Annotated in this window: 21 protein-coding genes; 3 read left to right on the forward strand and 18 right to left on the reverse strand. The window is 67.7% G+C overall.

The window, feature by feature from the left end:
• Positions 1 to 94 precede the first annotated feature (94 nt).
• The 11 genes from AC4AMJ_RS02115 to AC4AMJ_RS02165 form a co-directional block, all read right to left on the reverse strand.
• Positions 95 to 1,108 (reverse strand): zinc-binding dehydrogenase, encoded by a 1,014-nt coding sequence (locus tag AC4AMJ_RS02115; RefSeq protein ID WP_489916987.1) that lies wholly within the window; start codon positions 1,106 to 1,108, stop codon positions 95 to 97.
• Complete coding sequence (gene phnE, locus AC4AMJ_RS02120) at positions 1,084 to 2,604, reverse strand: phosphonate ABC transporter, permease protein PhnE (protein WP_489918356.1); 1,521 nt, start codon at positions 2,602 to 2,604, stop codon at positions 1,084 to 1,086. Before phnE ends, AC4AMJ_RS02115 begins: the two co-directional genes overlap by 25 nt.
• A gap of 77 nt (positions 2,605 to 2,681) precedes the next feature.
• Positions 2,682 to 3,506: a phosphonate ABC transporter ATP-binding protein gene (phnC, locus tag AC4AMJ_RS02125; protein WP_489916989.1), complete on the reverse strand. Its 825-nt coding sequence runs from the start codon at positions 3,504 to 3,506 to the stop codon at positions 2,682 to 2,684.
• A 1-nt stretch (position 3,507) separates the two neighbouring features.
• The gene (locus tag AC4AMJ_RS02130; RefSeq protein WP_489916991.1) at positions 3,508 to 4,476 is read right to left on the reverse strand and encodes a phosphate/phosphite/phosphonate ABC transporter substrate-binding protein; all 969 of its coding nucleotides are present in this window, start codon (positions 4,474 to 4,476) and stop codon (positions 3,508 to 3,510) included.
• 35 nt (positions 4,477 to 4,511) lie between these two features.
• Positions 4,512 to 5,180, reverse strand: a complete 669-nt coding sequence (locus AC4AMJ_RS02135; RefSeq protein WP_489916993.1) for a phosphonatase-like hydrolase — start codon at positions 5,178 to 5,180, stop codon at positions 4,512 to 4,514.
• A gap of 65 nt (positions 5,181 to 5,245) precedes the next feature.
• Complete coding sequence (locus AC4AMJ_RS02140) at positions 5,246 to 6,166, reverse strand: universal stress protein (protein ID WP_489916995.1); 921 nt, start codon at positions 6,164 to 6,166, stop codon at positions 5,246 to 5,248.
• 116 nt (positions 6,167 to 6,282) lie between these two features.
• Positions 6,283 to 7,035, reverse strand: coding sequence for an SDR family NAD(P)-dependent oxidoreductase (locus AC4AMJ_RS02145; RefSeq protein ID WP_489916997.1), 753 nt, complete (start codon positions 7,033 to 7,035; stop codon positions 6,283 to 6,285).
• Complete coding sequence (locus AC4AMJ_RS02150) at positions 7,032 to 7,340, reverse strand: YciI family protein (RefSeq protein WP_489897227.1); 309 nt, start codon at positions 7,338 to 7,340, stop codon at positions 7,032 to 7,034. Before AC4AMJ_RS02150 ends, AC4AMJ_RS02145 begins: the two co-directional genes overlap by 4 nt.
• Before the next feature lies 1 nt (position 7,341).
• Positions 7,342 to 9,075 (reverse strand): 4-oxocyclohex-2-ene-1-carboxylate 5-dehydrogenase, encoded by a 1,734-nt coding sequence (chcC2, locus tag AC4AMJ_RS02155; protein WP_489916998.1) that lies wholly within the window; start codon positions 9,073 to 9,075, stop codon positions 7,342 to 7,344.
• A gap of 168 nt (positions 9,076 to 9,243) precedes the next feature.
• Positions 9,244 to 10,005 (reverse strand): IclR family transcriptional regulator, encoded by a 762-nt coding sequence (locus AC4AMJ_RS02160; RefSeq protein WP_489917000.1) that lies wholly within the window; start codon positions 10,003 to 10,005, stop codon positions 9,244 to 9,246.
• Between the two features lie 18 nt (positions 10,006 to 10,023).
• Positions 10,024 to 11,376, reverse strand: a complete 1,353-nt coding sequence (locus AC4AMJ_RS02165; RefSeq protein WP_489897224.1) for an MFS transporter — start codon at positions 11,374 to 11,376, stop codon at positions 10,024 to 10,026.
• Positions 11,377 to 11,521: 145 nt separating this feature from the next.
• Between AC4AMJ_RS02165 and AC4AMJ_RS02170 the strand changes: the two genes are divergently transcribed.
• A complete protein-coding gene (locus AC4AMJ_RS02170) occupies positions 11,522 to 12,244 on the forward strand; it encodes a GntR family transcriptional regulator (protein WP_489897223.1) in 723 nt (240 codons plus the stop codon).
• Positions 12,245 to 12,294: 50 nt separating this feature from the next.
• Here AC4AMJ_RS02170 and AC4AMJ_RS02175 read toward each other — a convergent pair whose 3' ends face one another.
• The 3 genes from AC4AMJ_RS02175 to gabT form a co-directional block, all read right to left on the reverse strand.
• Complete coding sequence (locus AC4AMJ_RS02175; protein WP_489897222.1) at positions 12,295 to 12,852, reverse strand: YdcF family protein; 558 nt, start codon at positions 12,850 to 12,852, stop codon at positions 12,295 to 12,297.
• A 356-nt stretch (positions 12,853 to 13,208) separates the two neighbouring features.
• Entirely contained in the window at positions 13,209 to 14,672 is a 1,464-nt protein-coding gene (locus AC4AMJ_RS02180; protein ID WP_489917002.1) for an NAD-dependent succinate-semialdehyde dehydrogenase, read from the reverse strand.
• A 277-nt stretch (positions 14,673 to 14,949) separates the two neighbouring features.
• Positions 14,950 to 16,314, reverse strand: coding sequence for a 4-aminobutyrate--2-oxoglutarate transaminase (gene gabT, locus AC4AMJ_RS02185; RefSeq protein WP_489897220.1), 1,365 nt, complete (start codon positions 16,312 to 16,314; stop codon positions 14,950 to 14,952).
• A 143-nt stretch (positions 16,315 to 16,457) separates the two neighbouring features.
• Here gabT and AC4AMJ_RS02190 point away from each other — a divergent pair, with 143 nt between their 5' ends.
• Positions 16,458 to 17,963 (forward strand): PucR family transcriptional regulator, encoded by a 1,506-nt coding sequence (locus AC4AMJ_RS02190; RefSeq protein WP_489917004.1) that lies wholly within the window; start codon positions 16,458 to 16,460, stop codon positions 17,961 to 17,963.
• Positions 17,960 to 18,880, forward strand: a complete 921-nt coding sequence (locus AC4AMJ_RS02195; protein ID WP_489917006.1) for an SGNH/GDSL hydrolase family protein — start codon at positions 17,960 to 17,962, stop codon at positions 18,878 to 18,880. Before AC4AMJ_RS02190 ends, AC4AMJ_RS02195 begins: the two co-directional genes overlap by 4 nt.
• A 22-nt stretch (positions 18,881 to 18,902) precedes the next feature.
• Here AC4AMJ_RS02195 and AC4AMJ_RS02200 read toward each other — a convergent pair whose 3' ends face one another.
• From AC4AMJ_RS02200 to AC4AMJ_RS02215, 4 genes are all read right to left on the reverse strand, one after another.
• Complete coding sequence (locus tag AC4AMJ_RS02200) at positions 18,903 to 19,430, reverse strand: class F sortase (RefSeq protein ID WP_489917008.1); 528 nt, start codon at positions 19,428 to 19,430, stop codon at positions 18,903 to 18,905.
• A gap of 82 nt (positions 19,431 to 19,512) precedes the next feature.
• A complete protein-coding gene (locus AC4AMJ_RS02205; protein WP_489917010.1) occupies positions 19,513 to 19,893 on the reverse strand; it encodes a hypothetical protein in 381 nt (126 codons plus the stop codon).
• A 969-nt stretch (positions 19,894 to 20,862) separates the two neighbouring features.
• Complete coding sequence (locus AC4AMJ_RS02210; protein WP_489917012.1) at positions 20,863 to 22,071, reverse strand: PrsW family intramembrane metalloprotease; 1,209 nt, start codon at positions 22,069 to 22,071, stop codon at positions 20,863 to 20,865.
• On the reverse strand, positions 22,068 to 22,733 hold the full coding sequence (locus AC4AMJ_RS02215; RefSeq protein WP_489897214.1) for a hypothetical protein: 666 nt from the start codon (positions 22,731 to 22,733) through the stop codon (positions 22,068 to 22,070). The genes AC4AMJ_RS02210 and AC4AMJ_RS02215 overlap by 4 nt, the downstream gene beginning before the upstream one ends.
• Positions 22,734 to 22,832: the final 99 nt, after the last annotated feature.

The following is a 22,832-nucleotide window of genomic DNA, read 5'->3' on the forward strand; positions in this document are numbered from 1 at the left end:
TCACGGTTCGCCGGCTGATCGCACGCAGCCACAACGCCTGTCGTCGGATACACGTGGCGCGTCACGTGTACCTGGCGACAGGCGTTGTGGCTGTTCAGGGCGCGACGGCAACCCGCAGCTTGCCGGGTGGCGGCGGCGTGAGCGCGGCGGCGATGTCGGCGAGCGCCACCGGCTCGGTCACCAGCGACATCCACGGGTAGACGTCGAGGGTGCGGTGCAGGAAGTCGACGGCCTGCTGCAGGTGCCGGGGTTCGTAATTGTGCACCCCACGCATGGTGAGCCAGTTGCGCACCACCCGTTCGGGATCGACGTGCAGCGCGGGCCCGGGTGTCACCGACCCGGCGATCACCAACGTGCCGCCGACGTCGAGCCGCTCGAACGCCTCGCAGACCGCATCACTCGACCCGGTGAAATCGATCGCGACATCGACCCGACCGCCGTGATCCGCACTCGCACCGAAGGACTCGGCCAGGGAGAGGCGGTCGGCGTGTCGGTCGGTGATGACGACGTCGGCGCCCAGGTCGGCGCAGACGGCGGCCGCCGTGACCCCGAGCATGCCGGCGCCCCCGATCCGCACGCGTCGGTCCCGCACGTCACCGGCCGCCTCGACCGCGGCCATCACGGTCGCGGTCGCACACGCGGCGGGCGCGGCGACGGCATCTGGCACGTTGTCGGGAACCGACACGACGGCGGTGCCCCGCGGCAGCAGGATGTGCTCGGCGTAGCCGCCCGAGAGCGGCCAGTCGCCGTCGTAGGACTCATGTCCCACCTTGCGCACACGCAGACACTTGGCAGTGAAACCGACACGGCACCGGTCACAGTCGCCGCACGCCACGGTGACCGACCAGATCACGCGTGCCCCGGGCGCCGCGGGTGCGCCGTCGCCGACCGCGATCACCTCGCCGACGGATTCGTGGCCGAGGATCGACGGGACCGGTGCGCTCCTCCGGCCGGCCACGGTGTGCAGGTCACTCCCGCACACCGTGGCCAACCGCACTCGCACGAGTACCTCGCCGTCGCCGACACGCGGGACGGGGACGCTCTCGACGCCGACGGAGGTACCCCGCCAGATCGCGGCCCGGGTCAGACGAGGCGTGAGCGTATCCAACCGGACAACCTTTCGATGGTGAAGACGATGACGAACACGACGATGACGATGGCGCCGGCGACGTCGAAGTTGAGGGTACGGATCGACTCGAACAGCAGGAAGCCGATACCGCCTGCGCCGACGATGCCGAGCACCGTCGAGGTGCGGATGTTGACGTCGAGCAGGTAGAGGCCCGAACCGATGATGGAGGGCATCGCCTGCGGAAGAACCGCGGCGAACAGCGTCTTCCACCAACCACATCCGACGGATCGGGCGGCCTCCATCGGGCCGGGGTCGATCTCTTCGACGGCATCGGCGACGAGCTTGGCGAGGAATCCGATCGACCCGATCGCCAGTGCACAGGTGCCGGCGACGGGGCCCAGGCCGAGTGCCGCCACGAACACCACCGCGAGGATCAGTTCGGGGACCGACCGGACCACCAGAATCCAGGCCCGGGCCAACCAGTAGACCGTGACGTGCGGCGTCACGTTGCGGGCCGCACAGATGCCCGCCGGTATCGACAGCACCGCACCGATGGCGGTGGAGACGATGCCGATCGCGACGGTCTGGGTTGCCGCGGTGAATAATTGGCCGTCGAGAGCGCCGAAGTTCGGCGGGATCATCTTGCCGAACACTTCGAAGCACGGACCGACCCAGGTCACCAACGACCACGGTGAGATGTGCAGGACGACCAGCGATGCCACCGTCGATGCGGCGATGCCGACGGAGAACGTCGTGCGTGCGATCCGCTCGCGTCTCGGGTTCGCGCCGTCGGGACTGAGCAGCATCCGCCGCACCGCGATCGCGATCAGTTCCATGGCCGTGATGATCGCCAGGATGACCAGCACGATGCCCAGTGCGCGTGGATAGATGAGTCCGCGCAACGCATCCTGCAATGCGAATCCGATGCCACCGGCGCCGACGAAGCCGAGGACCACCGACATCCGCAGGTTGATGTCGATGCGGTAGACGAATGCCCCGATCCAGGACGGCACGCATTGCGGTGCAACCGCATTGATCATCTCCCGGAGGTATCCGCCGCCGACGGAGCGCACCGCCTCCCGCGGTCCGACGTCGGTCTCCTCGATGGCGTCGGCGAACAGCTTGCCGAGCATGCCGATCGAGTGCAGTGCCAGGGCGAGCACGCCGGGGAGTATGCCGATCCCGAGCGCCCGCACGAACAACACCGCGAACAGCAGGTCGGGCATCGCCCGGCAGAACGTGATGCTCCCACGGGCGATCGCCTGGACAATCGGATGGTGAGAGGTGTTGCGGGCGGCGAGAAATGCCAACGGCAGTGAGGCGATCGCGGCCAGTACCGTCCCCAACAACGCCATCAGCAAGGTCTCGAAGGCGAGTTCCCCGATCCGGCCCGGATCGTCCATGCGCGGCGGGATCATTCGCTCGAGCAGGTTCGCGATGTCGTCGAGCCCGGCGAACAGCGTGCCGGGTGCGAAGTCGATGTACCAGGCCGAGAGGGCGGTGACCACGAGAGCGCCCACCGCCAGGCCCGGCATCAGCAGCCGGGAGCGCCGACCGCGGCCTCTGGCCCGGTTCTGCTCGTCCTCGTAGGGGCGGTCGGTCAGCAGCGTGTTCACCACGGTCGGGTCGCCTTGCTCGCCGCCGGCTCGGACAACGGGTCGACGCGCTCATAGATCGACATCACGTCGTCGCGGCCGAGTCCCACGGTCGGGCGGTCGAGCACCTTGAGACCCGAACGGAGCCCGACGATCCGGTGCGCCCACCCTATCGCGAGGTCGACCTGGTGCAGGGTGCAGATGACGGTCAGCTTCTCCTCCATGCACACCTGGAACAGCAGATCCATCACCACGCCCGCATTCTCCGGGTCCAGCGAGGCCACCGGCTCGTCGGCGAGCAGCAGTTTGGGCCGCTGCATCAATGTCCGGGCGATGCCCACCCGCTGCTGCTGGCCGCCGGACAGGGTGTCGGCGCGACGTTCGGCGAGGTCGGCGAGTCCGACCCGGTCCAGATGCCCGAGCGCCTCGGCCCGCATCCGTGTGGGGTAGGTCAGAGAGCCATAGCGCGGGAACCGAAGTCGTCCGAGGCCGCCGATGAGCACGTTCTCGATACAGCTCAGTCGGCCGACGAGATTGAAGTGCTGGAAGACGAAGCCGACCTCGCGGCGCAACGCCCGCACATCCCGTCCACCGGCGAGATCGACGCGCACCCCACGCACTTCGACGCTGCCCGAGGTCACCGGGTGTAACCCGTTGAGGCATCGGAGGAACGTCGACTTTCCCGACCCGGACAGTCCGAGCAACACGACGAGCTCGCTGCGGTGGACGTCGAGCGACACATCCTCGAGCGCCGCCGTGCCGTCGAACTTCTTCGTCAGGTGCCGGACGTGGACCACACGGTCGTCGCCGGCCACGTGCGGGGGTGTCTGCGTCGGTGTCATGTCAGCCCTGGCACTTCTCGGATTTGGTGACGTCACAGACGTGCCGGACCCCGTCGTAGTCGGAGTCCTGGGCGGGCACCACGCCCCACGCGCGTTCGTCGGTGAACAGGCACTGCTCGCCCGAACAGTAACCGGCCGCCGTCATCGCATCGACGTTGACGTCCTCGGTGAAGACCTTCTTCAGCTTGTCGATGGCCTCGGTTCCGAGGGAGTCGTTGGCCGCGAACACCGAACCCGCGATCGTGTCGGATTTCCACACGGTCTTCAGCTGACCGGGCTTCAGGTCGCCCTTCTCGATCATGGTCTTGTCGACCATCGTGTCGAAGGCGAAGCCCGCGTCGCACTGGCCTGACGCGATGGCCAGTGCCGACGCGTCGTGTGCGCCCGCGTAGATGGGGGTGACGCCGGCCGAGACATCCTGCTCGCTACCGGATTTGATGACGCCGGCCTCGATCAGCCCGGCGGTCGGGTAGAGGAATCCCGACGTCGAGCTGGGATCGACGAAGCAGACCTTCTTGCCGCCAAAGTCGGTGAGCCCGTTGACCGAGGTGTTGTTCGCCTGGGTGAGGCCATAGGACTTGTACCCGGGTTCGCCGCCCTTCTCCTTGATGACCGCGCCGAGCGGGGTCATGTGGGCGCCGTTGATGCCGGCCACGACGTAGGCGAACGGCCCGAAGAATGCGAGGTCGACCTTGTCGGCGATCATGCCCTCGACGACGCCGGCGTAGTCGGAGGCCTGCACGAAGTCGACCTTCGATCCGGTCTGGGCCTCGATCGTCCTGATCACCGGCTCGTAGCTGGCCTTCATGTCGGTCGAGTTCTCGGCGGGGACGGCCGCCAGCGTGATGGTGTCGGGGAATCCCTCGGCGTTGGTGGAGTCGTCATCGGAACCGGAGCATCCGGAGGCGACCAGGGCGAGCGACGCGGCGAGGGCTGCGGCGGCGACGATACGGCGGGAGCGAATTCTCATGGGAACAAGCCTTTCTCGACGATTCGGTAGGCGGGTCAGAGGACGATCTCGGAGAGTTCTGCGACAGAGGGGAGCACGTGTGTGGCTCCCGCGGTGCGCAGGGCATGTTCGTCGTGGGCGCCGGTGAGGACGCCGACGACCACGCCGGCGCCGGCCCGGCGGCCGGTCACCATGTCGCTGGCGGTGTCGCCGACGACCACGATGTCGGCGACGTCGGTGACCTGCGCCGCGAGGGCCGCCCGCAGCACCAGGTCGGGGTAGGGGCGGCCGCGGGTGCCGTCGCCCGGTGACAGCACGATGTCGACCAGATCTGTCCAGCCGAGTTCGTCGAGGACTCGTTGCTGGGTGGAGGGGCTGAAGCCGGTGGTGAACGCGGTCGCGATTCCCGCGGCCCGCAGGCGGGTGATCAATTCGGCAGCGCCCGGCACCGCCTTCACGCCTCCCGGGATGGCGTCGGTGTAGGCGCGCTCGAAGGCGGCGTTGGCGGTGGCGGCGCGTTCGTCGGACTCGAAGAGCGCGCGGAACACCTCGATCTTCGACTGACCCATGGTGTCGTGCACATACTGTCGTGCCCGGTCGCGCTCGGGACCCGCGGCGGGTACACCGACCGCGGTTGCGGCGGCCTCGAACGCGGCGACCACGAGTCCGTCGTCGGTGACTGTCGTTCCGGCCATGTCGAACACGACCAATGTTGCTGTCTGCATGAGGACAGCGTGCGGTTTGGTATAGACCAAAAGGTGCCGTCAGGACGAACGGCGGGTTAACAGTGTCAGACCATTTGGTCTAGACCAGAACGGACGACGATCACGGGGACCTCGGCCGCGTTGACGACCTCACCGCTGACCGAGCCCAGCACCATCGCCGCGAATCCGCTGTGTCGATGGCTTCCCACCACCACGAGCTGGGCGTTCAGGGCGACCTCGAGCAATCGGTGAGCCGCCCGGTCGGGGGCGACGACCAGGCGGACGTCGACGTCGGGATACATCTGCCGGTAGGGGGCCACACGCTCGGCGAGCACCTGTTCCTCGGCGGCCTTGATGTTGCGGTACTCGATCGGTGCCCAGTTGAGGGAGCCGAAATTGATCGGACCCATGTCGCTGAACGCGTGCATCGCGACGACGCCCACACCACGACGCGACGCCTCGGCGAATGCCAGCTCGGCCGCTCGCTGCGACTCGGGTGTCCCGTCGACGCCGACCACCACCGGCGCCTCGGCCGAGCGTTGCTTGTGCGGGGCCTCGTCGTGGATCACGGCCACCGGGCAGTGCGCGTGATGCACCAGCTCGGAACTGACCGACCCCAGTATGGCCCGCGCAGCCGCGGTCTGACCCCGACAGCCCACCACGAACATGGCGGCCTTGCGCGACAGCTCGACCATGGTCGGCACGATGTGCCCACCGATCACCTCCGTGGCGATCGGTGGCGTCCGATCGGACGACATCGATTCGACCGCGACCTGGTGGGCGGCGTCGATCATCCGGTTGGCCTCATCGTTCACCCGCTCCGCGAAGTCCTCGGGTTTCAGTTCCTCGGGCCACGCCGAGAGCACCAGCGGGGACACCACGTGAACCAACCGGAGCGGAATGTCCCACGCCTCGGCGTCGTGCGCGGCCCACTCCGTCGCGGCGAGGGAGAACGATGAGCCATCGACGCCCACCATGATTTCGAGTTGCTCGTCGGGTGATGACATCGAAGCGTCCTCGATTCCGGATCGCCGCGAATCCGGAGGGTCCAGCGGTGTGGGCCCAGCTGTGTGCCGGGTCTGTCATCGAGGGTAGTCCGCCTTCGGTGCCCGGGGTAGGGCCCTCAGTGCGCCGTATAGCCTCCGTCGACGACGAGCTCGGTGCCGGTGGTGAACCCCGACTCGTCTGATGCGAGATAGAGAACTCCATAGGCGATCTCGTCGGGCTCTCCCTGTCGCGGGAGCGGATTTCCCGACACCAGGCGCCGGTAGTACTCCTCGGCGCCCAGCGGGCTGCCCTCGGCCGATCGTCTGCTCATCGCCGTGCGCATCGAACCGGGATGGATGGAGTTGACGCGGATCCCGGCCGGCCCGTAGGTGACGGCGTCCGATTTGCTCAGCAGCCGCACCGCGCCTTTCGACGCGTGGTAGAGCGGGACGTTGGATCCGCCGGTCAGCCCGTGGATCGACGAGAAGTTGATGATGCTGCCCCGTTGTCGATCGATCATGTGCCCCACCACGTGTTTGGTCATCAGCCAGACGCCTTTGACGTTGACGTCGAAGATCTGATCGAACTCGCCCACGGAGGCCTCGTGCGACGGGGCGGGACGCCCGATGATGCCTGCGCAGTTGACCAGGATGTCCGGTACACCCATGGTCTGACTCACGACCGCGACCGTCTCGGCGACGCTGGACTCGTCGGTGACGTCCACGGCGAACGAGGTGATGTCCGTGGAGTCGAACGGTGCGTCCGGCACTTTGAGGTCAAAGGCCGCGACCCGGGCTCCTTCTCGGGCGAGCATTCGCGCGGTGGCACCGCCCAAGTCGCCGTTGGCCCCGGTGACGATGGCGATCTTGCCGGCCACTCGACCTGTCATGACCGACCTCCTGCTGCTGCGACGGCCCACCGGCCGATCATCGGAATCCATTCGGTGACCTCATACGACGCGATGAGCCCGTGAACGTGGAACGGGTCGCCTTCGACGACGTCGATCACGGCCTGGCGTGTGGCCGACGCATAGATCATGGCTGCGCCCGGCTGCTCGTCCGGTGCGAACGGTCCCGACCCGAGGATCAGCCCCCGGTCGGCCGCGTCGGCCAGGTGGCGCTTGTGGTCGGGCCGGTGCGTGTCGCGGCCGGCGCTGTCATCGGTATAGCGGTATCGGACAAGGAAGAACGTCATGTCAGACCTCTTCCAGGACAGCCGGTGTGGCGGTTTCGCCGCGCAGCGAGGCGAGAACCTCGGCGTCGCGTCCGATGGTGTAGCCGAAGACGAGGGCAGGCCCGATGTTGGCGCCGTAGCCGGGGTAGCCGCCGCCGAAGATGCTGACGGCGGCCGAACCCGCCGCGTACAGGCCCGGGATCGGCTGGTTGTCGTCGTCGAGCACCTGACTGTGCCGGTCGACGGCCAGGCCGGAGTAGGCCCCGAGATCGCCCATCTCGATCTTGGCCGCGTAGTACGGGCCCCGGTCGAGCGGTTCGAGGTTCGGGTTCGGCTTGTGCTCCATGTCGCCCTTGAAGTGGTGAAACCAGTTGGATCCGCGGTTGAACTTGGGGTCCCCGCCCTTGGCCGCGCCGGAGTTGAACTCTGCCAGTGTCTGTTTCAGTCCGGTGGCGTCGACACCGATGGTGCGGGCGAGTTCCTCGACGGTGTCGGCCTTGTGCAGGAAGCCGGTCTTCTTGAAATATCCCTGGGGGATGGGCCAGGGCTTCGCGTAGCCGATACCGTACTTCTTCATGGCCTTCGAGTCGGCGATGATGTAGCCGAATGTCTCGTCCTGGCCGGCGTTCTCCTGGATCATCGCCATGCCGAAGTCGTGGTACGAGCTCGATTCGTTGGCGAAGCGCTCGCCCTTGCGGTTCACTGCGATGAGGCCCGGCAATCCGAATGCGCGCAGATGCGGGAAGATGCGCTGGTGTCCGCGCAGTCCGGTGAACACGGTCACCGGAGCCCAGGCGGCCGGCTCGTGGACATCGGTGTCCACGTGCCCGCCGAGCGGTGCGGCCAGGCGCACATTGTCGCCGTCGTGGCCGACCGTGGGTGTGAAGTGGTTGTCGCCGTGGGGATCGTGGCGCCAGAACTCGGCGCGCATGGCTGCGTCGGAGGAGTACCCACCGGCCGCGATCACCACACCCAGACGTGCCTGCACCGTTGCCGCGTGCGCGCCGCCGAGCACGGCGCCGGTGACGATCCCGTTCTCCGACTGCACGATCTTCGTCACGGGCGTCTCGGTCCACATGCGGATACCGAGCTTGGCGGCCGACGCCACCATCCGCACCATCAGTGAATTGCCGTTGGTCCGGTCGAACGAACGGCGGCACACCACCGTCTCGGCCCATGTCTTGAGCAGCTTCTTCGACACGTAGGCAAAGGATTTCAGTGACCGGTTGGCATGGAGGAACTCCGCGATGTCCGGGCCGACCTCGGGCATGTAGCCGAAGACCGTGTAGGTGTCGAGGTAGGGCCGCAGCCGCAGCCGGTTCTCGCCGAGGATGCGTGCGTCGACGACCTTGCCCGAGATCGCGCGCCCCGACGGCTTCGCTCCCGGCGCATCCATCTGATAGTCGGGAGCCATTTCCGGATAGACGAATTCGACGTCTGTCTCGGTTTCGAGCCAGTCGATCGCCTCGGGCACCTCGTCGAGAAAGGTGTCGACCATCTCGGCCTTGTAGCAGTCCTTGGCGAGTGCGCGGATGTAGGTTTCGATCTCGGCACGGGTATCGCCCTGCGCGACACCCTGCTTGTTGCCGGGAACCCAGGCCCAGCCGCCGGAGATGGCGGTGGTCCCGCCGAGCCAGGTCGACTTCTCCGCGACTATCACGCTGTGGCCGTCGGCGGCCGCCTTGAGGGCGGCAGCCATGCCGGCAGCTCCGGAGCCGATGACCAGCAGGTCACACTTGACCGTTTTCGAGCTCATCTGTTTTCACCTTTCTGAGGGCGGAACACGGTCAGAATGTGCGAAAGCGTTGATATACAGCTGATTCCGACTGCCGGCTTCGCGACCGTTGTCCTTGGGTGGTGACACCCACTCTGGCCGACCCGAGACCGGGGTCACAGCCGGACTCCAATGGATGGAAAGGTTTGTTCAGGGTCGCGATCCGCGCGACATCGCGCGGGTGATGCCGCGCGCCGCGGTGGTCAGCGCCGCGACGACCGCCTGCGGGTTCGCCTGATCATTCGGGATCACGACGGACAGTGCGGCGATCACCGCGCCGCCGGTGCTGTCGCGGACGGGGACGGCGACTCCGGTGGCCCCCGGCGTGATCAGCCCCCGGGCGACGGCGAAGTGCTGGCTGCGGACCTCGCCGAGCAGACGTCGCATCTGTGCGGGGTCGGTGATGGTCGCGTCGGTGTAGCGCTCAAGCGGCTGTGACAACAACTGATTCTGGACGTCGGCGGGGGCACTGGCCAACAAGACCAGTCCGGACGAGCAGGCGTGGACCGGGAGACGTCCGGCGATCTTGGTGACATTGACGACGGACCCGCGCGTGGAGAGGCGTTCGAGGAAGAGGACCTCGTTGCCGTCCAGGATGCCGAGCTGGGTGTGCTGCTTGATCGCGGCGTTCACGTCTTCCATGAACGGCAAGGCGGCCTCGCGCAAGCTCAAGGTGTGCGAGCCGCGGGCGCCCAGCTCCCACATCCGCACACCGACGCTGATCCGCGTGTCATTGCGCTCGAGAAGGCGGTACTTCACCAGCTCGCCGACGATGCGGTGTGCGGTCGCGACGGGGAGGTCGGACCGGCGCGCGATGTCGGACACCGACAGGGACGGTGTGTCCGCGTCGAACGAGGACAACACCCTCACGACGCGGGCAGTGACCGATTCTCCTGTCGGTGTCCGAGACATCGCCTCATTGTCCTCCGGCTACTCGCGCGGAGTCGACGGATTCCCGAGCTCGGCGAGCGGCACCCGGTAGGTCTCGCGGGCGGTGAACGCCGCGACCGAGGAGATGAGCATGCAGATGGCGGTGAACACCGCCACCGGCACCCACGCGTTGGTGCCCGTCCCCAGCAATGCCCAGCCGATCGCGGGGGCGAAGCCGGCGATGAGGAAGCCGATCTGCGTGCCAACGGCAAAGCCGGAGTAGCGCACGGGCGCGGCGAACATCTCGGTGAAGAAGCTCGGCCACAGGCCGTTGACCATCGAGTAGAACAGCGTCATCGTCAGCAGCGCGGCACCGAAGATCAGCGGCGTCGACCCGACCGAGATGGCCCAGAAGTACGCGAACATCGTCACGGCGCAGCCGAGAGCGCCGACGATCCACACCGGACGTCGACCAACGCGGTCGGACAACCTGGCCAGCAACGGAATCGCGATGATGGAGCCGGCGATCGATACCGACGACGCCCACAGCATCGTGCTGCGGCCGATGCCGGCGTCCGGCCCGGTGGCGTAGGCCAGCCCGAAGACGGTGAACACGGTCTGGCCGACGGCGAACAGCGAACACAGCGCGATCCGCAGGACGTCGCGCCACTGTGTCGTCAGGACGGTCACCACGGGCAGCTTCTGGACCTCGGCATGCTCGCGTGACTGCTCGAACACCGGGGTTTCGTCGAGCCTGGTGCGGACGAAATAGGCAACCATCAACACGACGGCGCTGCACCAGAACGGGATTCGCCAACCCCAGGCGTCGAGCTGGTCCTTCGGCAATGCCGCGACGGGGATGAACACAAGCGTGGCGAGCACCATTCCGGCGGCGTAGCCGGTCATCGTGAAGCTGGTGAAGAACGCACGACGTCCTTCCGGGGAGTGTTCGAGCGTCAACGTGCTGGCACCGGCCGCCTCACCGCCGGCGGAGAAGCCCTGGGCGAGACGGCAGAGCACCAGCAGGACCGGCGCAGCGATGCCGATCTGGTCGTAGGTGGGCAAGAATCCGATGGCCAGGCTCGACAGACCCATGATGAGTAGCGTCAACAGGAGGATCCTCTTGCGGCCCAGCCGGTCACCGAAGTGGCCCAGCACGATACCGCCGATCGGCCGGGCCACATAGCCCACGCCGAAGGTCGCGAGTGCGGCGACCGTTCCGATCGCGTCGTTGCCCTCGGGGAAGAAGGTGTGCCCGAAGACGAGGGCGGCTGCCGAACCGTAGATGAAGAAGTCGTAGTACTCGAGCGCACTTCCGAGAAACGACGCGAGGGCCGCCTTCGTGGGTGTCTTCGCGACGTCGGTCGGTTGGGCTGTGGTCGGGTTGTCGTGCGTCACGACGGTAACGTTCATCGGCTCTCCTGAGGTCGGCCTGGGTGGTGTGACACAACCTCCCAATCCGCACCGCGGGTGCACAACGTCACATCCATCCATTGGAAAAGCTGACGCCCGCCGCATGTCGAGTTGGTCTAGACCGGCACCCCGGTATCGTCGGGGTATGACCTTCGCCGCCGAGCCCCGGGTTCTCAAACACCAGGTCGTGCGCGCGCAGCTCGAGACGGTGCTCGACGGCATGGCCGAGGGTGACCCGGTGCCGGCCGAACGCGACCTCGCCGAACAGTATTCGGTGGCCCGGGAAACCGTCCGCCAGGCGCTGCGGGAACTCCTCCTCGCCGGGCGCATCGAGCGCCGCGGGCGTGCCACGGTCGTCGCGGGCCCGAAGATCCTGCAACCCCTGATGATCGGGTCCTATACCGAGGCCGCCCGCGACCGAGGACGTCCGGCCAGCCGCATCCTCGTCGGGTGGAGCCATCTGGAGGCAGATGACGAGCTCGCCGGGCATCTCGCGATCGCCCCCGGCGATCCGATCCTGCAGCTCGAACGCGTCCTGACCACCGACAATGTGCGCGTCGGTCTGGAATGCACCCGGCTACCGGCGGCGCGGTATCCGGGTCTCGAGGAATCCTTCGAGACCACCTCGTCGTTGTATGCGGCGATCATCGAGCGCGGCATCGAGTTCCGACGCACCGAGGACACCATCGACTCGACACTGCCCGACGCGCGTGAGGCCGCGCTGCTCACCGTCGACGCCCGAACGCCGATGTTCCTGCTCAACCGGGTGTCCTACGACCAGGACGGCATCCCCATCGAACACCGTCGATCGCTCTACCGCGGCGACCGGATGACCTTCACCACCACGATGGTCGCGCCGCACGACTGAGTGGCGACTGGCTCGTCGGCCGGATCAGGCGGCTGCGTCAGGCGGCTGCATCAGGCGTAGGCCGGGCGGAACTCGAGACGCGCGTGCTGTTTCGCGGCGGCCGTCCGGAAGTCCTTCATGGCCCGCGGCATGTGAAAACCGTTGGTCACGATCAAGGCGCCGGTCGCGCCCATCCGCTTGAGCATCGCGACGGTGTTGGTGGCGTTCTGGACCGTGCTGGTCGACGCGCCCTCGTTGACCATCTGCCACACCGGCACGCCCCGCCGCATCAGGCCGAGGTTCATGAACTGCGCCTCGGACACCGGCAGCCACCAGGTGTTGCCGCCGGACACGACCATCCGGTTGAAAGGGTGGGATCGGGCAAGTCCGGCAGCGACATTCATCCGCTGTTCGAGGATGCCCGGGGTCTGCCCGAACGTGCCCATCTTGGCGCCCAGGACCACGATGTAGCGCGATGGCGGGTTCTGCCATAAGAAGACACTGTTGGGCGACAGCAGATCAGAGCTGCCCGCACCCACCGGCGCGGCCTCGGACCGGGCCGGCGCGGCCACGATCACGGTTAGGGCGGTGAAGACGGCGATGAGTACTGCGGCAACCCGAATACGCATGTGCACGAGTGTACGGAAATCGCCGAAAGTCGCACGCGTGTCGACGCACCCGGCGAATGGTGATCTTCGCCTACCCCGCTCCTCAGGGGCCGGGGGCGCCGGGCCCGGCCTAGGTCAGCGCGCCGGGCACTTCGACCGGTCACCGAAAACCGCCCGGCAGGGGCCGGTGGTCGGCGCATCGCCGACGGCTCGTCTGTCGAGGGTGGCTTTCAGCGGCGGCGCAGACCCCGGCCTAGGTCAGGGCGCCCGGCATTTCGACGCGTCACCGAAAACCGCCCGGCAGGGGCCGGTGGTCGGCGCATCGCCGACGGCTGGCCTGTCGAGGGCGGCTTTCAGCGGCGGGTCGGGCCCCGTTCTCAGGTCAGCGCAATGTACTTGACCGACAGGTACTCCTCGATGCCCTCGCTGCCGCCTTCGCGGCCTATGCCGGATTGCTTGACCCCGCCGAACGGTGCTGCAGGGTCGGAGATGACACCGCGGTTCACCCCGACCATCCCGGAATCGAGCGCGGCGGAGACCCGCATACAGCGCTCGAGATCGCGGCTGAAGAAGTAGGACGCGAGTCCGTACTCGGTGGAGTTGGCGGCCTTGATGGCGTCGGCCTCCGAATCGAAACTGCTGATCACCGCGACCGGACCGAAGATCTCGTCGCGCGTGACCGGGGCGTAGGGGTCGACCCGATCGAGCACCGTGGCCGGATAGAAGAATCCCTTACCCTCGGGTGTCTTGCCGCCCAGTCGAACTCGTGCACCGTCGGCGATGGCGGCGTCCACCATCTCGGCGACCTTGTCGCGCTGCTTGGCACTGACCAGCGGACCGAGGTCCACACCCTGCTCATATCCGGGGCCGAGCCGGGCCGCGGCCATCTTCTCGGTGAGCTTCTCGGTGAACTCCTCGACCACACCGGACTGCACCAGAAAACGGTTGGCCGCGGTGCAGGCCTCGCCGCCGTTGCGCATCTTGGCGAGGTAGGCGCCGTCGACGGCCGCGTCGACGTCGGCGTCGTCGAACACCAGGAACGGTGCGTTGCCGCCGAGTTCCATCGAGGTGCGTTGCACGCGTTCTGCGGCCTGCGCCATCAGGTTTCGGCCCACCGGGGTGGAACCGGTGAAGCTGATCTTGCGGATTCGGTCATCGGTGATGATCGCGGTGGAGACGTCGCCGGCATTGCTGGTCGGCAGCACCGAGAGCACACCGGGCGGCAGGCCCGCCTCGGCGAAGACCTCGGCCAGCGCAAGCATCGTCAGCGGCGTCTCGTGGGCGGGCTTGACCAGCATCACGTTTCCCGCCGCCAGTGCGGGGCCGATCTTGCGCGTGCCCATCGCCAGCGGGAAATTCCACGGGGTGATGGCCAGGGACGGGCCGACGGGCTGGTGCGAGACGAGGACTCGTCCGGTGCCCGCGGGCGCGGCGGTGAAGCGGCCGCTGATCCGGACCGCTTCCTCGGCGAACCAGCGCAGGAACTCGGTACCGTATTTGGTCTCGGCCTGGCTGTCGGGCAGTGCGCGCCCGAGCTCGAGGGTCATCAGCATCGCGAAATGATCGGCGCGGTCGGTGAGCAGTTCGAAGGCGCGACGCAGGATCTCGCCGCGTTCGCGCGGTGCGGTCGAGGCCCAGTCGTCGGAGGCGGCGACGGCCTTGTCCAGTGCGAGCCCGGCGTCGTCGACGGTTGCGTCGGCAACCGAGATCAACGCCTCTTCGGTGGCCGGGTCGTACACGTCGAAGGTGCCGCCGGACTTCGACGGAACCGATTCACCATCGATCCAGAGTCCGGTGGGCACCGAGTCGAGAACTGTTCGCGGGTCCGGGTTGTCGGTCATGTGATTGCACAGCCTTTCTGGTTGGTTTTCGGTTTTGTGGTCTCGATACGCTTCTGTGGTCTCGATACGCTCGCTCGCCCTAGGGGCTCGCGGGCTACTCGACCAGCGAGGGGGCCGGGCGGGCGACTCGACCAGCGGGGCCGGGCGGGCTGCTCGACCAGCGGGGCCGGGCGGGCTGCTCGACCAGCGAGGGGGCCGGGCGGGCTGCTCGACCAGCGGGGGCCGGGCTACTCGACGACCGGCGGGGTTCGGGCTGCGCCACCGGCGCGGGGTTCGGCTAGTGGACCGGTTGGTTCGATGTCAGGGCGTCGGCGAGGATGTCGAGGCCCTCGCGCAGGAGGTCGTCGTCGATCACCAGAGGCGGGAGCAACCGCAGGATGTTGCCGTAGGTGCCGCAGGTCAGCACCAGAACCCCGCGTGAGAGTGCTTGGGCGGCGACGGCTTTGGCAAGCTCTGGATCGGGTTCGGTGGTGCCGGGCCGGACCAGTTCGACGGCGACCATCGCGCCACGCCCGCGAACCTCGCCGATCACACCGTGGCCGTCCGCGGCCAGTTTCTCGGCCGTCGACGACAACGCCGATATCGCGATCTCGCCGATGTGTCGCGCCCGGGCGGCCAGATCAAGCGTGGTCATCTGGTCGATCGCGGCCAGCGCGGCCGCGCAGGCCACCGGATTACCGCCATAGGTGCCGCCCAGACCGCCAGGGTGCACCGCATCCATCAGGTCGGCGCGGCCCGTGACCGCCGACAGCGGCATCCCTCCGGCGATGCCCTTGGCCATCGTGATCAGGTCGGGGATCACACCCTCGTGGTCGCAGGCGAACCAGTCGCCGGTTCGGCAGAAGCCGCTCTGCACCTCGTCGGCGATGAACACGACCCCGTTGCGTCGGCACCAGGCGGCCAGCGTCGGCAGGAAACCCGGTGCCGGAACGATGAATCCGCCCTCACCCTGAATGGGCTCGACGAGCACCGCGGCCAGGCTGTCGACGGTGATCTGTGTGCTCATCATGCTGATCGCCCGGTTCGCCGCCGCCACACCGTCGGTGCCGAGCGGATCGCGGAACGGGTAGCTCATCGGCATTCGGTAGACCTCCGGCGCGAACGGGCCGAAGTTGTGCTTGTACGGGATCGACTTGGCGGTCAGTGCCATCGTGAGGTTGGTGCGTCCGTGATAGGCGTGGTCGAAGGCGACGACGGCGTTGCGCCCGGTGGCCAGACGGGCGATCTTGACCGCGTTCTCCACCGCCTCGGCGCCCGAGTTGAACAAGGCGGTCCGCTTCTCGTGATCGCCGGGTGTCAGGTGGTTCAGCTTCTCCGCGACCGCCACGTAGCCTTCGTACGGCGTCACCATGAAGCAGGTGTGGGTCAGGTGATGTGCCTGCGTGGCAACGGCATCGGCGACCGCCGGATTGCTGGCGCCGACGGTGGTCACGGCGATCCCCGAGCCGAGATCGATCAGCGAGTTGCCGTCCACGTCCACGATGACGCCACCGTCGGCGTCGGCCGCGTAGACCGGCGCCACCGACCCCAGTCCGGCGGCGACCGCGGTGCGGCGACGTTCGGTCAGCGCGACGGACCGCGGGCCGGGAAGCTCGGTGACGAGGTGGCGCTTCTGGGGCAGTCGATGGGTGATGGTGGTCATCTCGTCCTCGCTCGTTCTGTGCTGGCTCCTCGAATGGGCACGTTCCCAGTCTTCGCCTCTGTCGCCCGGAGGTGTCCTGCCAACTTGTACAAGATATCGGCGAACGCACTCCATTGTGTCCATCGGATGGGTAGGCTGCCCCCATGGCGACGGTGCGGTGGTTGATGGCCCAGCGGCGTCTGCAGTTGGCCCTGCGGGGCGGGGCCGCGGGGTTGGACCGGTTGCTCGACTGTGCCGTGTCCAGCGAGCTGATCGACGCCGCCGAATGGCTGTCGGGCGGCGAGGTGCTGCTCACCACGGGTTTGCGGCTCGGCGACGACCCGGCCGTGTGGCGCGATTACCTCAAGAACCTCGACGATGTGGGCGTCGCGGCCGTGGGTCTCGGCCTCGGTTTCGGGTTCGATGCGATTCCGGTCGAGATGGCCGACGAGGCCGACGCCCTGGGCTTGCCGCTGTTCGAGGTGCCGCTGCCGGTGCCGTTCTCAGCCATCGCCCGGACCGTCCTCGATCAGATCGCCGCGCAGCGGTCCTCCCGCCTGGTCGCCGCGACCAAGGCGCAGCCCCGGATGACTCGTGCTGCCGCGTCGGGTGGGTCGGCCGCGGTGGTTCGCGTGCTCGCGGAGGCGGTCGACCAGCATGTCGTGCTGCTCGACAACGGTCTCGCGGTGGTTGCCGTGGCGCCGGGTGCGCTCCCGCCGGTCGACCTCGAGCGGGTCCGTGATCTGGTGGTGCGTGATCCCGCGTCGGCTGGCGCGGTGTGGGTGACCGACGACGCCACGATGACGGTCGCGCGAGTCGGGTCGGGCGGTCGCACCTACGGGCACCTCGGTGTCCTCGGCCCCTCGGCGCTCGACGATGTCGCGCGCATGCTGGTCGGTCACGCGATCTCCCTACTGGCGATCGAACATGCGAAACCGCGGCAGGTCAGCCGCGACGTCGCGGAACTCCATGACGACGTCCTCGCGATGGTGATCGACGGGATCGCGCCGGCCGGGCCGGGCATCGACCGCATCCTCGGGCGCGCCGCAGACCCGACGGGACAGGTGCGGGCGGTGGCCTTCACCTTCGCCGATGAGGAGACCGCGACCCGCGGCCGCCGACGTCTCGTCGAGGAGATCGAACATCGATGGCGGTCGGTGTTCGTGCATCGCGACGGCCCCGTCCTGTTCGTCCTCCTCCGTGGTGACGACCGGGTCGATTTCGCCGACGGCCTGCTCACCATGCTCAACACGATCGGGCCCGTGTCCGGTGGTATCGGCCCGGTGACCGGTCTGCGTGAGGCGTCCGAGTCGGTGCGGCAGGCGCGGTTGGCGTGCCGGTCCGCGCCGGTGGGCAGGCTTGTCGATCTGTACGGCAGCCGGTCGCTGCTGACGAGCGATCCGATCCGGCAGGCGCTGACCGATGCGTTCGAGCAGCGCTTGGCACCGGTCCTCGACCACGACGCCGAGCACGGCACGGATCTGCGATCGACCCTGCTGGCCTACCTCGAGGCCAACGGGAACTGGGGTGTCGCGGCGGCGGCGGCCGGTGTGCATCGACACACCCTGCGGCACCGGATCGAACGGATCGAAGACCTGCTCGAGGTGGACCTCACGGACGCCCGGACCAGAGCGGAGCTGTTGCTGATGATGTTGGGAGCCGGCGCATGAGCACTGTGACACATAGAGTGCGGACCCGGGGAACGGTCCGCCGCGCCGTGGCGGCAGCGTTCGTCGCGACGATGGTGGTGGTCGTGAACGGTTGCGGCGGCAACGATGACAACGGCACCGGGCCCGGGGCCATGCCGACGTCGGCCTCCGCGACGGAGACCCAGATGGTCAACCTCGGCGACAGCTACAGTGCCGCAGCCGGTGTGGAGCCGCTCGTCGAGGGCTCGCCGGTCATGTGCCTGCGGTCGTCGCGCAACTTCGCCCACGTGGTGGCGTCCGCGGAGTACTACCAGCTGACCGATGTGAGCTGTAGTGGCGCCGACACCGCAGACCTGACCACGTCCCAGTACGACGGTGTGCCGGCGCAATTGGATGCGCTGTCGTCAGACGCGGACGTGGTCACGGTGATGATCGGCGGCAACGACAGCGACTTGTACACGACCGCGATCAGTGCGTGTTCTCAGGTCGCGGAGTCGGACCTGCAGGGGGCGCCATGCCAGGCGGCCCACGGCAGTGAGTACTCCGACATCGTCGAACGGCGAACCTCGCCCGCGCTGGTGAAGTCCTTCGCCGCGGTCCGCGAGAAGGCCCCGAAGGCAAAGGTCCTCGCGATCGGCTATCCGTGGATTCTCCCCGAGACCGGCGGCTGTTATCCGACCATGCGGATCGCCGCGGGCGATGTCGCGTATCTGCATGAGCTGCAGGCAACCCTCAATGACGCCATCCGGAACGCCGCGGAACGGGCGAGTGCCACGTTCGTGGACATGTCGGACGTCTCTGCGGGCCACGACGCCTGCGCACCGGTCGGTCAGCGGTGGATCGAGCCGCAGAACGGCGCCACGGGTGCATCGCCGGTCCATCCGAATGCTGCTGGGCAACAAGGGATCGCCGATCAGATCGCCGGTCTGCTGCACTGAGCGGCCGCCACTGGTCCACAGGCTACCCGTGCACGGCAACTGCGCTGACGAGGTCGGCCTGCACGACGAGATTGTCGTCGGTGAGTTGGCCCGCGGGACCGAGCCGGCAGGTGACCAACAGGAGTCGGCCGGGAACGCGTTCACGAAGTTGCCGGGCGCGCTGGATCTCTCCGTCGCGGCGATAGGCCGTCAGGGATGAGACGCGGTAGGTCAGCTCGGCGCGGACAGTGGTGAGGATGATCGGGGCGCCGACGGTCAGCCGGCCGAGGTCGTTGAACACGCCGTGGCCATGCGCGACCGCATGACCGACGATGAATGTCGTGCCGTCCGAATGGGTCCCGGGCGCCGACCGGCACTGCAGCCAGTACGGATCGTCAAGTGTCGGCGGGTCGATGGTGGGGCAGCTCTCGGCGGGCAGCGTTCGGATCGACTTGTCGAGTCCCAGCGTCGGGACAGTGAGATGCGTCGGCACACCGGCCGGGACTGCGCTCGGGTTGATCAGCGTCGAGGCCACCGGCAGCGAGGGCGCGGGCGTCACAATGGGATTCACGCCCACGGAATCGTCCGCCGTTGCGCCGCAGCCGGCGGCTGCCACGATCAACAAGGCAGCCGATCCCGCCGAAAGAAGCGCTCTACGCACCGCGAACACGCCGGCGCCACACGCCGACGGCGCCGGCCGATGCTGCTGCGCCGACGAGGCCACCGAGAGCAACCCAGGCAACGCCAGGGCCGCGGGCGGAATCTGTCCGGGGACCGGGTGCCGCGAGACCGACGCCGGTGTCGAACGTGAGGGCGTCGCGATAGCCCATCGGCACGAAGCCTCCGCCGTGGGAATCGGTGTAGCCGTAGACGACATCCCCTCGCGAGCCGGTGACGGCGATGATCGACTCACCCGTGGGGCCCGACCCGGGTTGGGTGATGCCGCCTCCGCCGATCTGTGGGAGATCGACCTTCGGGAAGCTGATGCTCGAATGGCCGATAATGATCTCGATGGTCGGCCACTGCGGGAGCACGATCTCCGGCTGCTCCGGCTGCGGGGGCGCGGGTATCTCGGTCTCGACCTCGGTGGTCGGGGGAGCCTCGGTGACGGGTGGGACCTCGCTGGTTGGAGGTGCTTCCGTGGTCGGCGGTGCTTCCGTGGCGGGCGGTACCTCGGTGGTCGGGGGAGCCTCGGTGGTGGGCGGAGCCTCGGTAGTTGGAGGCGCCTCAGTAGTTGGCGGTGCTTCGGTAGTCGGCGGTGCCGGTGGCGTCTCGGTGGTCGGCGGTGTCCCGGCGCCGCCCTCGTCGCAATCGCCCTTGTCGCCCCGGTCGCCCCGGTCACCCTTCGATCCTCCGTTGGGGCCGGAACCCTTGTCGGAGTGATCCTTTCCGTGGGGCGACTGCTCGCCGGAACGCTTGTGGCCGGGCGTGGTGCCCTCGGAACCTGAGCCTCCAGATGTCGAGGTCCCGGGACCCGAGCCCCCGGGGCCCGAGCCGGCTGACCCGTCCTTCCCGTGCGACGAATTCTCGGAGTCCGACGAGCCACCCGAACCCGAACTCGACGATCCCGAATGCGACGATCCCGAATGCGACGAACCAGAGGGCGACGAACCAGAGTGCGACGAACCCGAATGCGACGATCCCGAACTCGAGTGCCCCCCAACGGTTCCCGTCGAACCGCCACCTGATTCTGCGCCACCGGTCGCGCCCGCGACGGCAGGAACGCTCAACGATGCTGACAACAAGACTGCAGACACGCCCGCGACCAATGTGACGCGCGCACGACCAAGAAAACCATCCACCCCGACGACCCCCGACGTTCCAGGAGGGAAGTCCCTCCGGGACAAGTCTTTACCGGACGGGCGTGAAGGGGAAGTCGGCGACCGCGAACGTGGCGGAGATCACGCGATCACGGCCCGTCAACTCGAGAAAAACCTCCGCCGGCGCGGATGGCGCCGACGGAGGCTTTGACTCGGTGGATCAGACGGTCACACGGGCAGCGATCACACCGTGGCGTCGACGCCTCGCAGCCGGGTCACCTCCGACCGTGCGAACTCCACCTCGGGAGTCGCCGCACCTCGGGACTGCGCCAGCGCGTCGGCGAGGTCGCCGGCGGCGTCGGTCACCCAACTCTCCCGGCGGCGCCCCGCACGCCCTCCGGCCACCTTGCGCAGGTGTCGACGCTGCTTCCAGTCGCCGGAGACCGCCATCAGCTCGTCCTCCGTGAGCACGCCATTGGCGGCCTCGGGGGCGAGAATCGCACGCAGATAGGTTCGTTCGCGTCCGACGACGAGGTGGAACACCCAGACCACGATCGCGAGGTAGATCAACACGACGATCAGCAGTTCGACGATGACGACGGCATCGGACGGCGCCGGCAGGAACGCGCCCATCGAATCCCAGAACCAGTGCATCGCCATCGGCAGCACCATCAGCCCGAGTCCTCGGGCCACGTTGCGCGGCTCACCGGGCCGCCCGAGCAGATAGACGATGCCTGCGCCGAAGATGGCGGAGAACAGGATGTGTCCCGAGAGGCCAGTCAGCATGCGTTGTACGGCGACACCGAACCCGATCTCACCCGCATCAGCACCGAAATGCGACCCGGCCAGGTTGAACGAATAGAGCACGTCCTCGAGGATCTGGAAACCCAGACCGCAGAACGCGCCCACGATGAAGCCATCGAACGCGGTGCGGATCACCTTGGGTGCCAAGTAGATCAACAGCACAACACCGAGCCCCTTGGAGATCTCCTCGGTCAGGGGAGCGGTGAGGCCGGCGGACCACTCCGCGCTGAACTGCTGCCCGAAACCCTTGGCCCACAAGGCACGGATCGGGTCGTTGGCGTTGATGGCGATCGCCATCGTCGCGCCGATCGCCCCCCACACCAGTGCGGTCAGCACCAGCTTCCCCGGCACCGGCGAGTAGCGATCGATGTAGCGGGTGAACCACCACAGCAGGGCCCCGTAGACGATGAGCACGAAGACGGTCCTGCCGAGTTCGCCCGCATACGCGTGCCAGGGTGCGGCGAACATGGTCACCGTGAGCATCGCGCCGTAGGCGACGATCGCGATGTACACCCACCAGCACAGGTTGCGCGGCTGGATGAACGTGAAGCTCTCACCACGACCCGACTTGGTGATGGCCTCGTAGCGGTTGCGTTGGAGGTCGACCGACTCGCTCTGCGGTGTGTCGTCACCGATGGTGGTGGTCACTGCGATCCCTCCTTGATGGTGATGCTCTGGATCATCCGGGCGATGTCCTCGGCGGATTCGCGCTCGTACTCCGGCGGCACGGCGGCCACGACCTCGACACCGAGTCCGTTGTCGACGAATGCCGCGACAACGCCGTCGCCGGTCGGGACCTGATAGTCGGCGATGACGCCACGATGGCCGTCGGTGGTGGTGATCGACGCGGCCTTCTCACCGATGTCCGGGGCGAGGTCCCCGAGGTCTTCGTTGTTGTCCCGGATCTGATCGAGCAGCTCCTCGGCGGTGCCGTCGAACGGTGCGGTCCGGATCTGCAGGACGACGCCCGAATCAGACACGGTTGCCGTCGACGGATACTCGCCGCCGGGCAGTGGCTCGTCCTGGCGCAGGCCGGCGGTCACATTCCAGCCGACCGTCGGCGTGAACGTCACCCGGTCGCCGACCGCCATCACGTCACCCGCGGCGACCGGATCGTCGTAGTCGACGGCGGCGTTGATCATGGCCGGCACGAACGACAGGATCAGGGCGATGACCAGGACGATGAAGCCGGGCAGCAGGGTCCGGCCGTCCATCCCCAATCGCCGCTTGTCGACGGGGATGAACGATTCGGGTGGTTCATACGGCGGCGACGCTTCGGGAGCTGGATCGTCGACGGCATGTGTGGGCACACGTTCCTCCGGGGCAGCGAATTGGGACGAAGCTCGCCTTAGGCGGAGACCGATCGCCGCGCGCGATGCGGTTCGGGTCCGCAACAGGATTTGGGACGC

This window comes from Gordonia sp. LMA484, assembly GCF_058129505.1.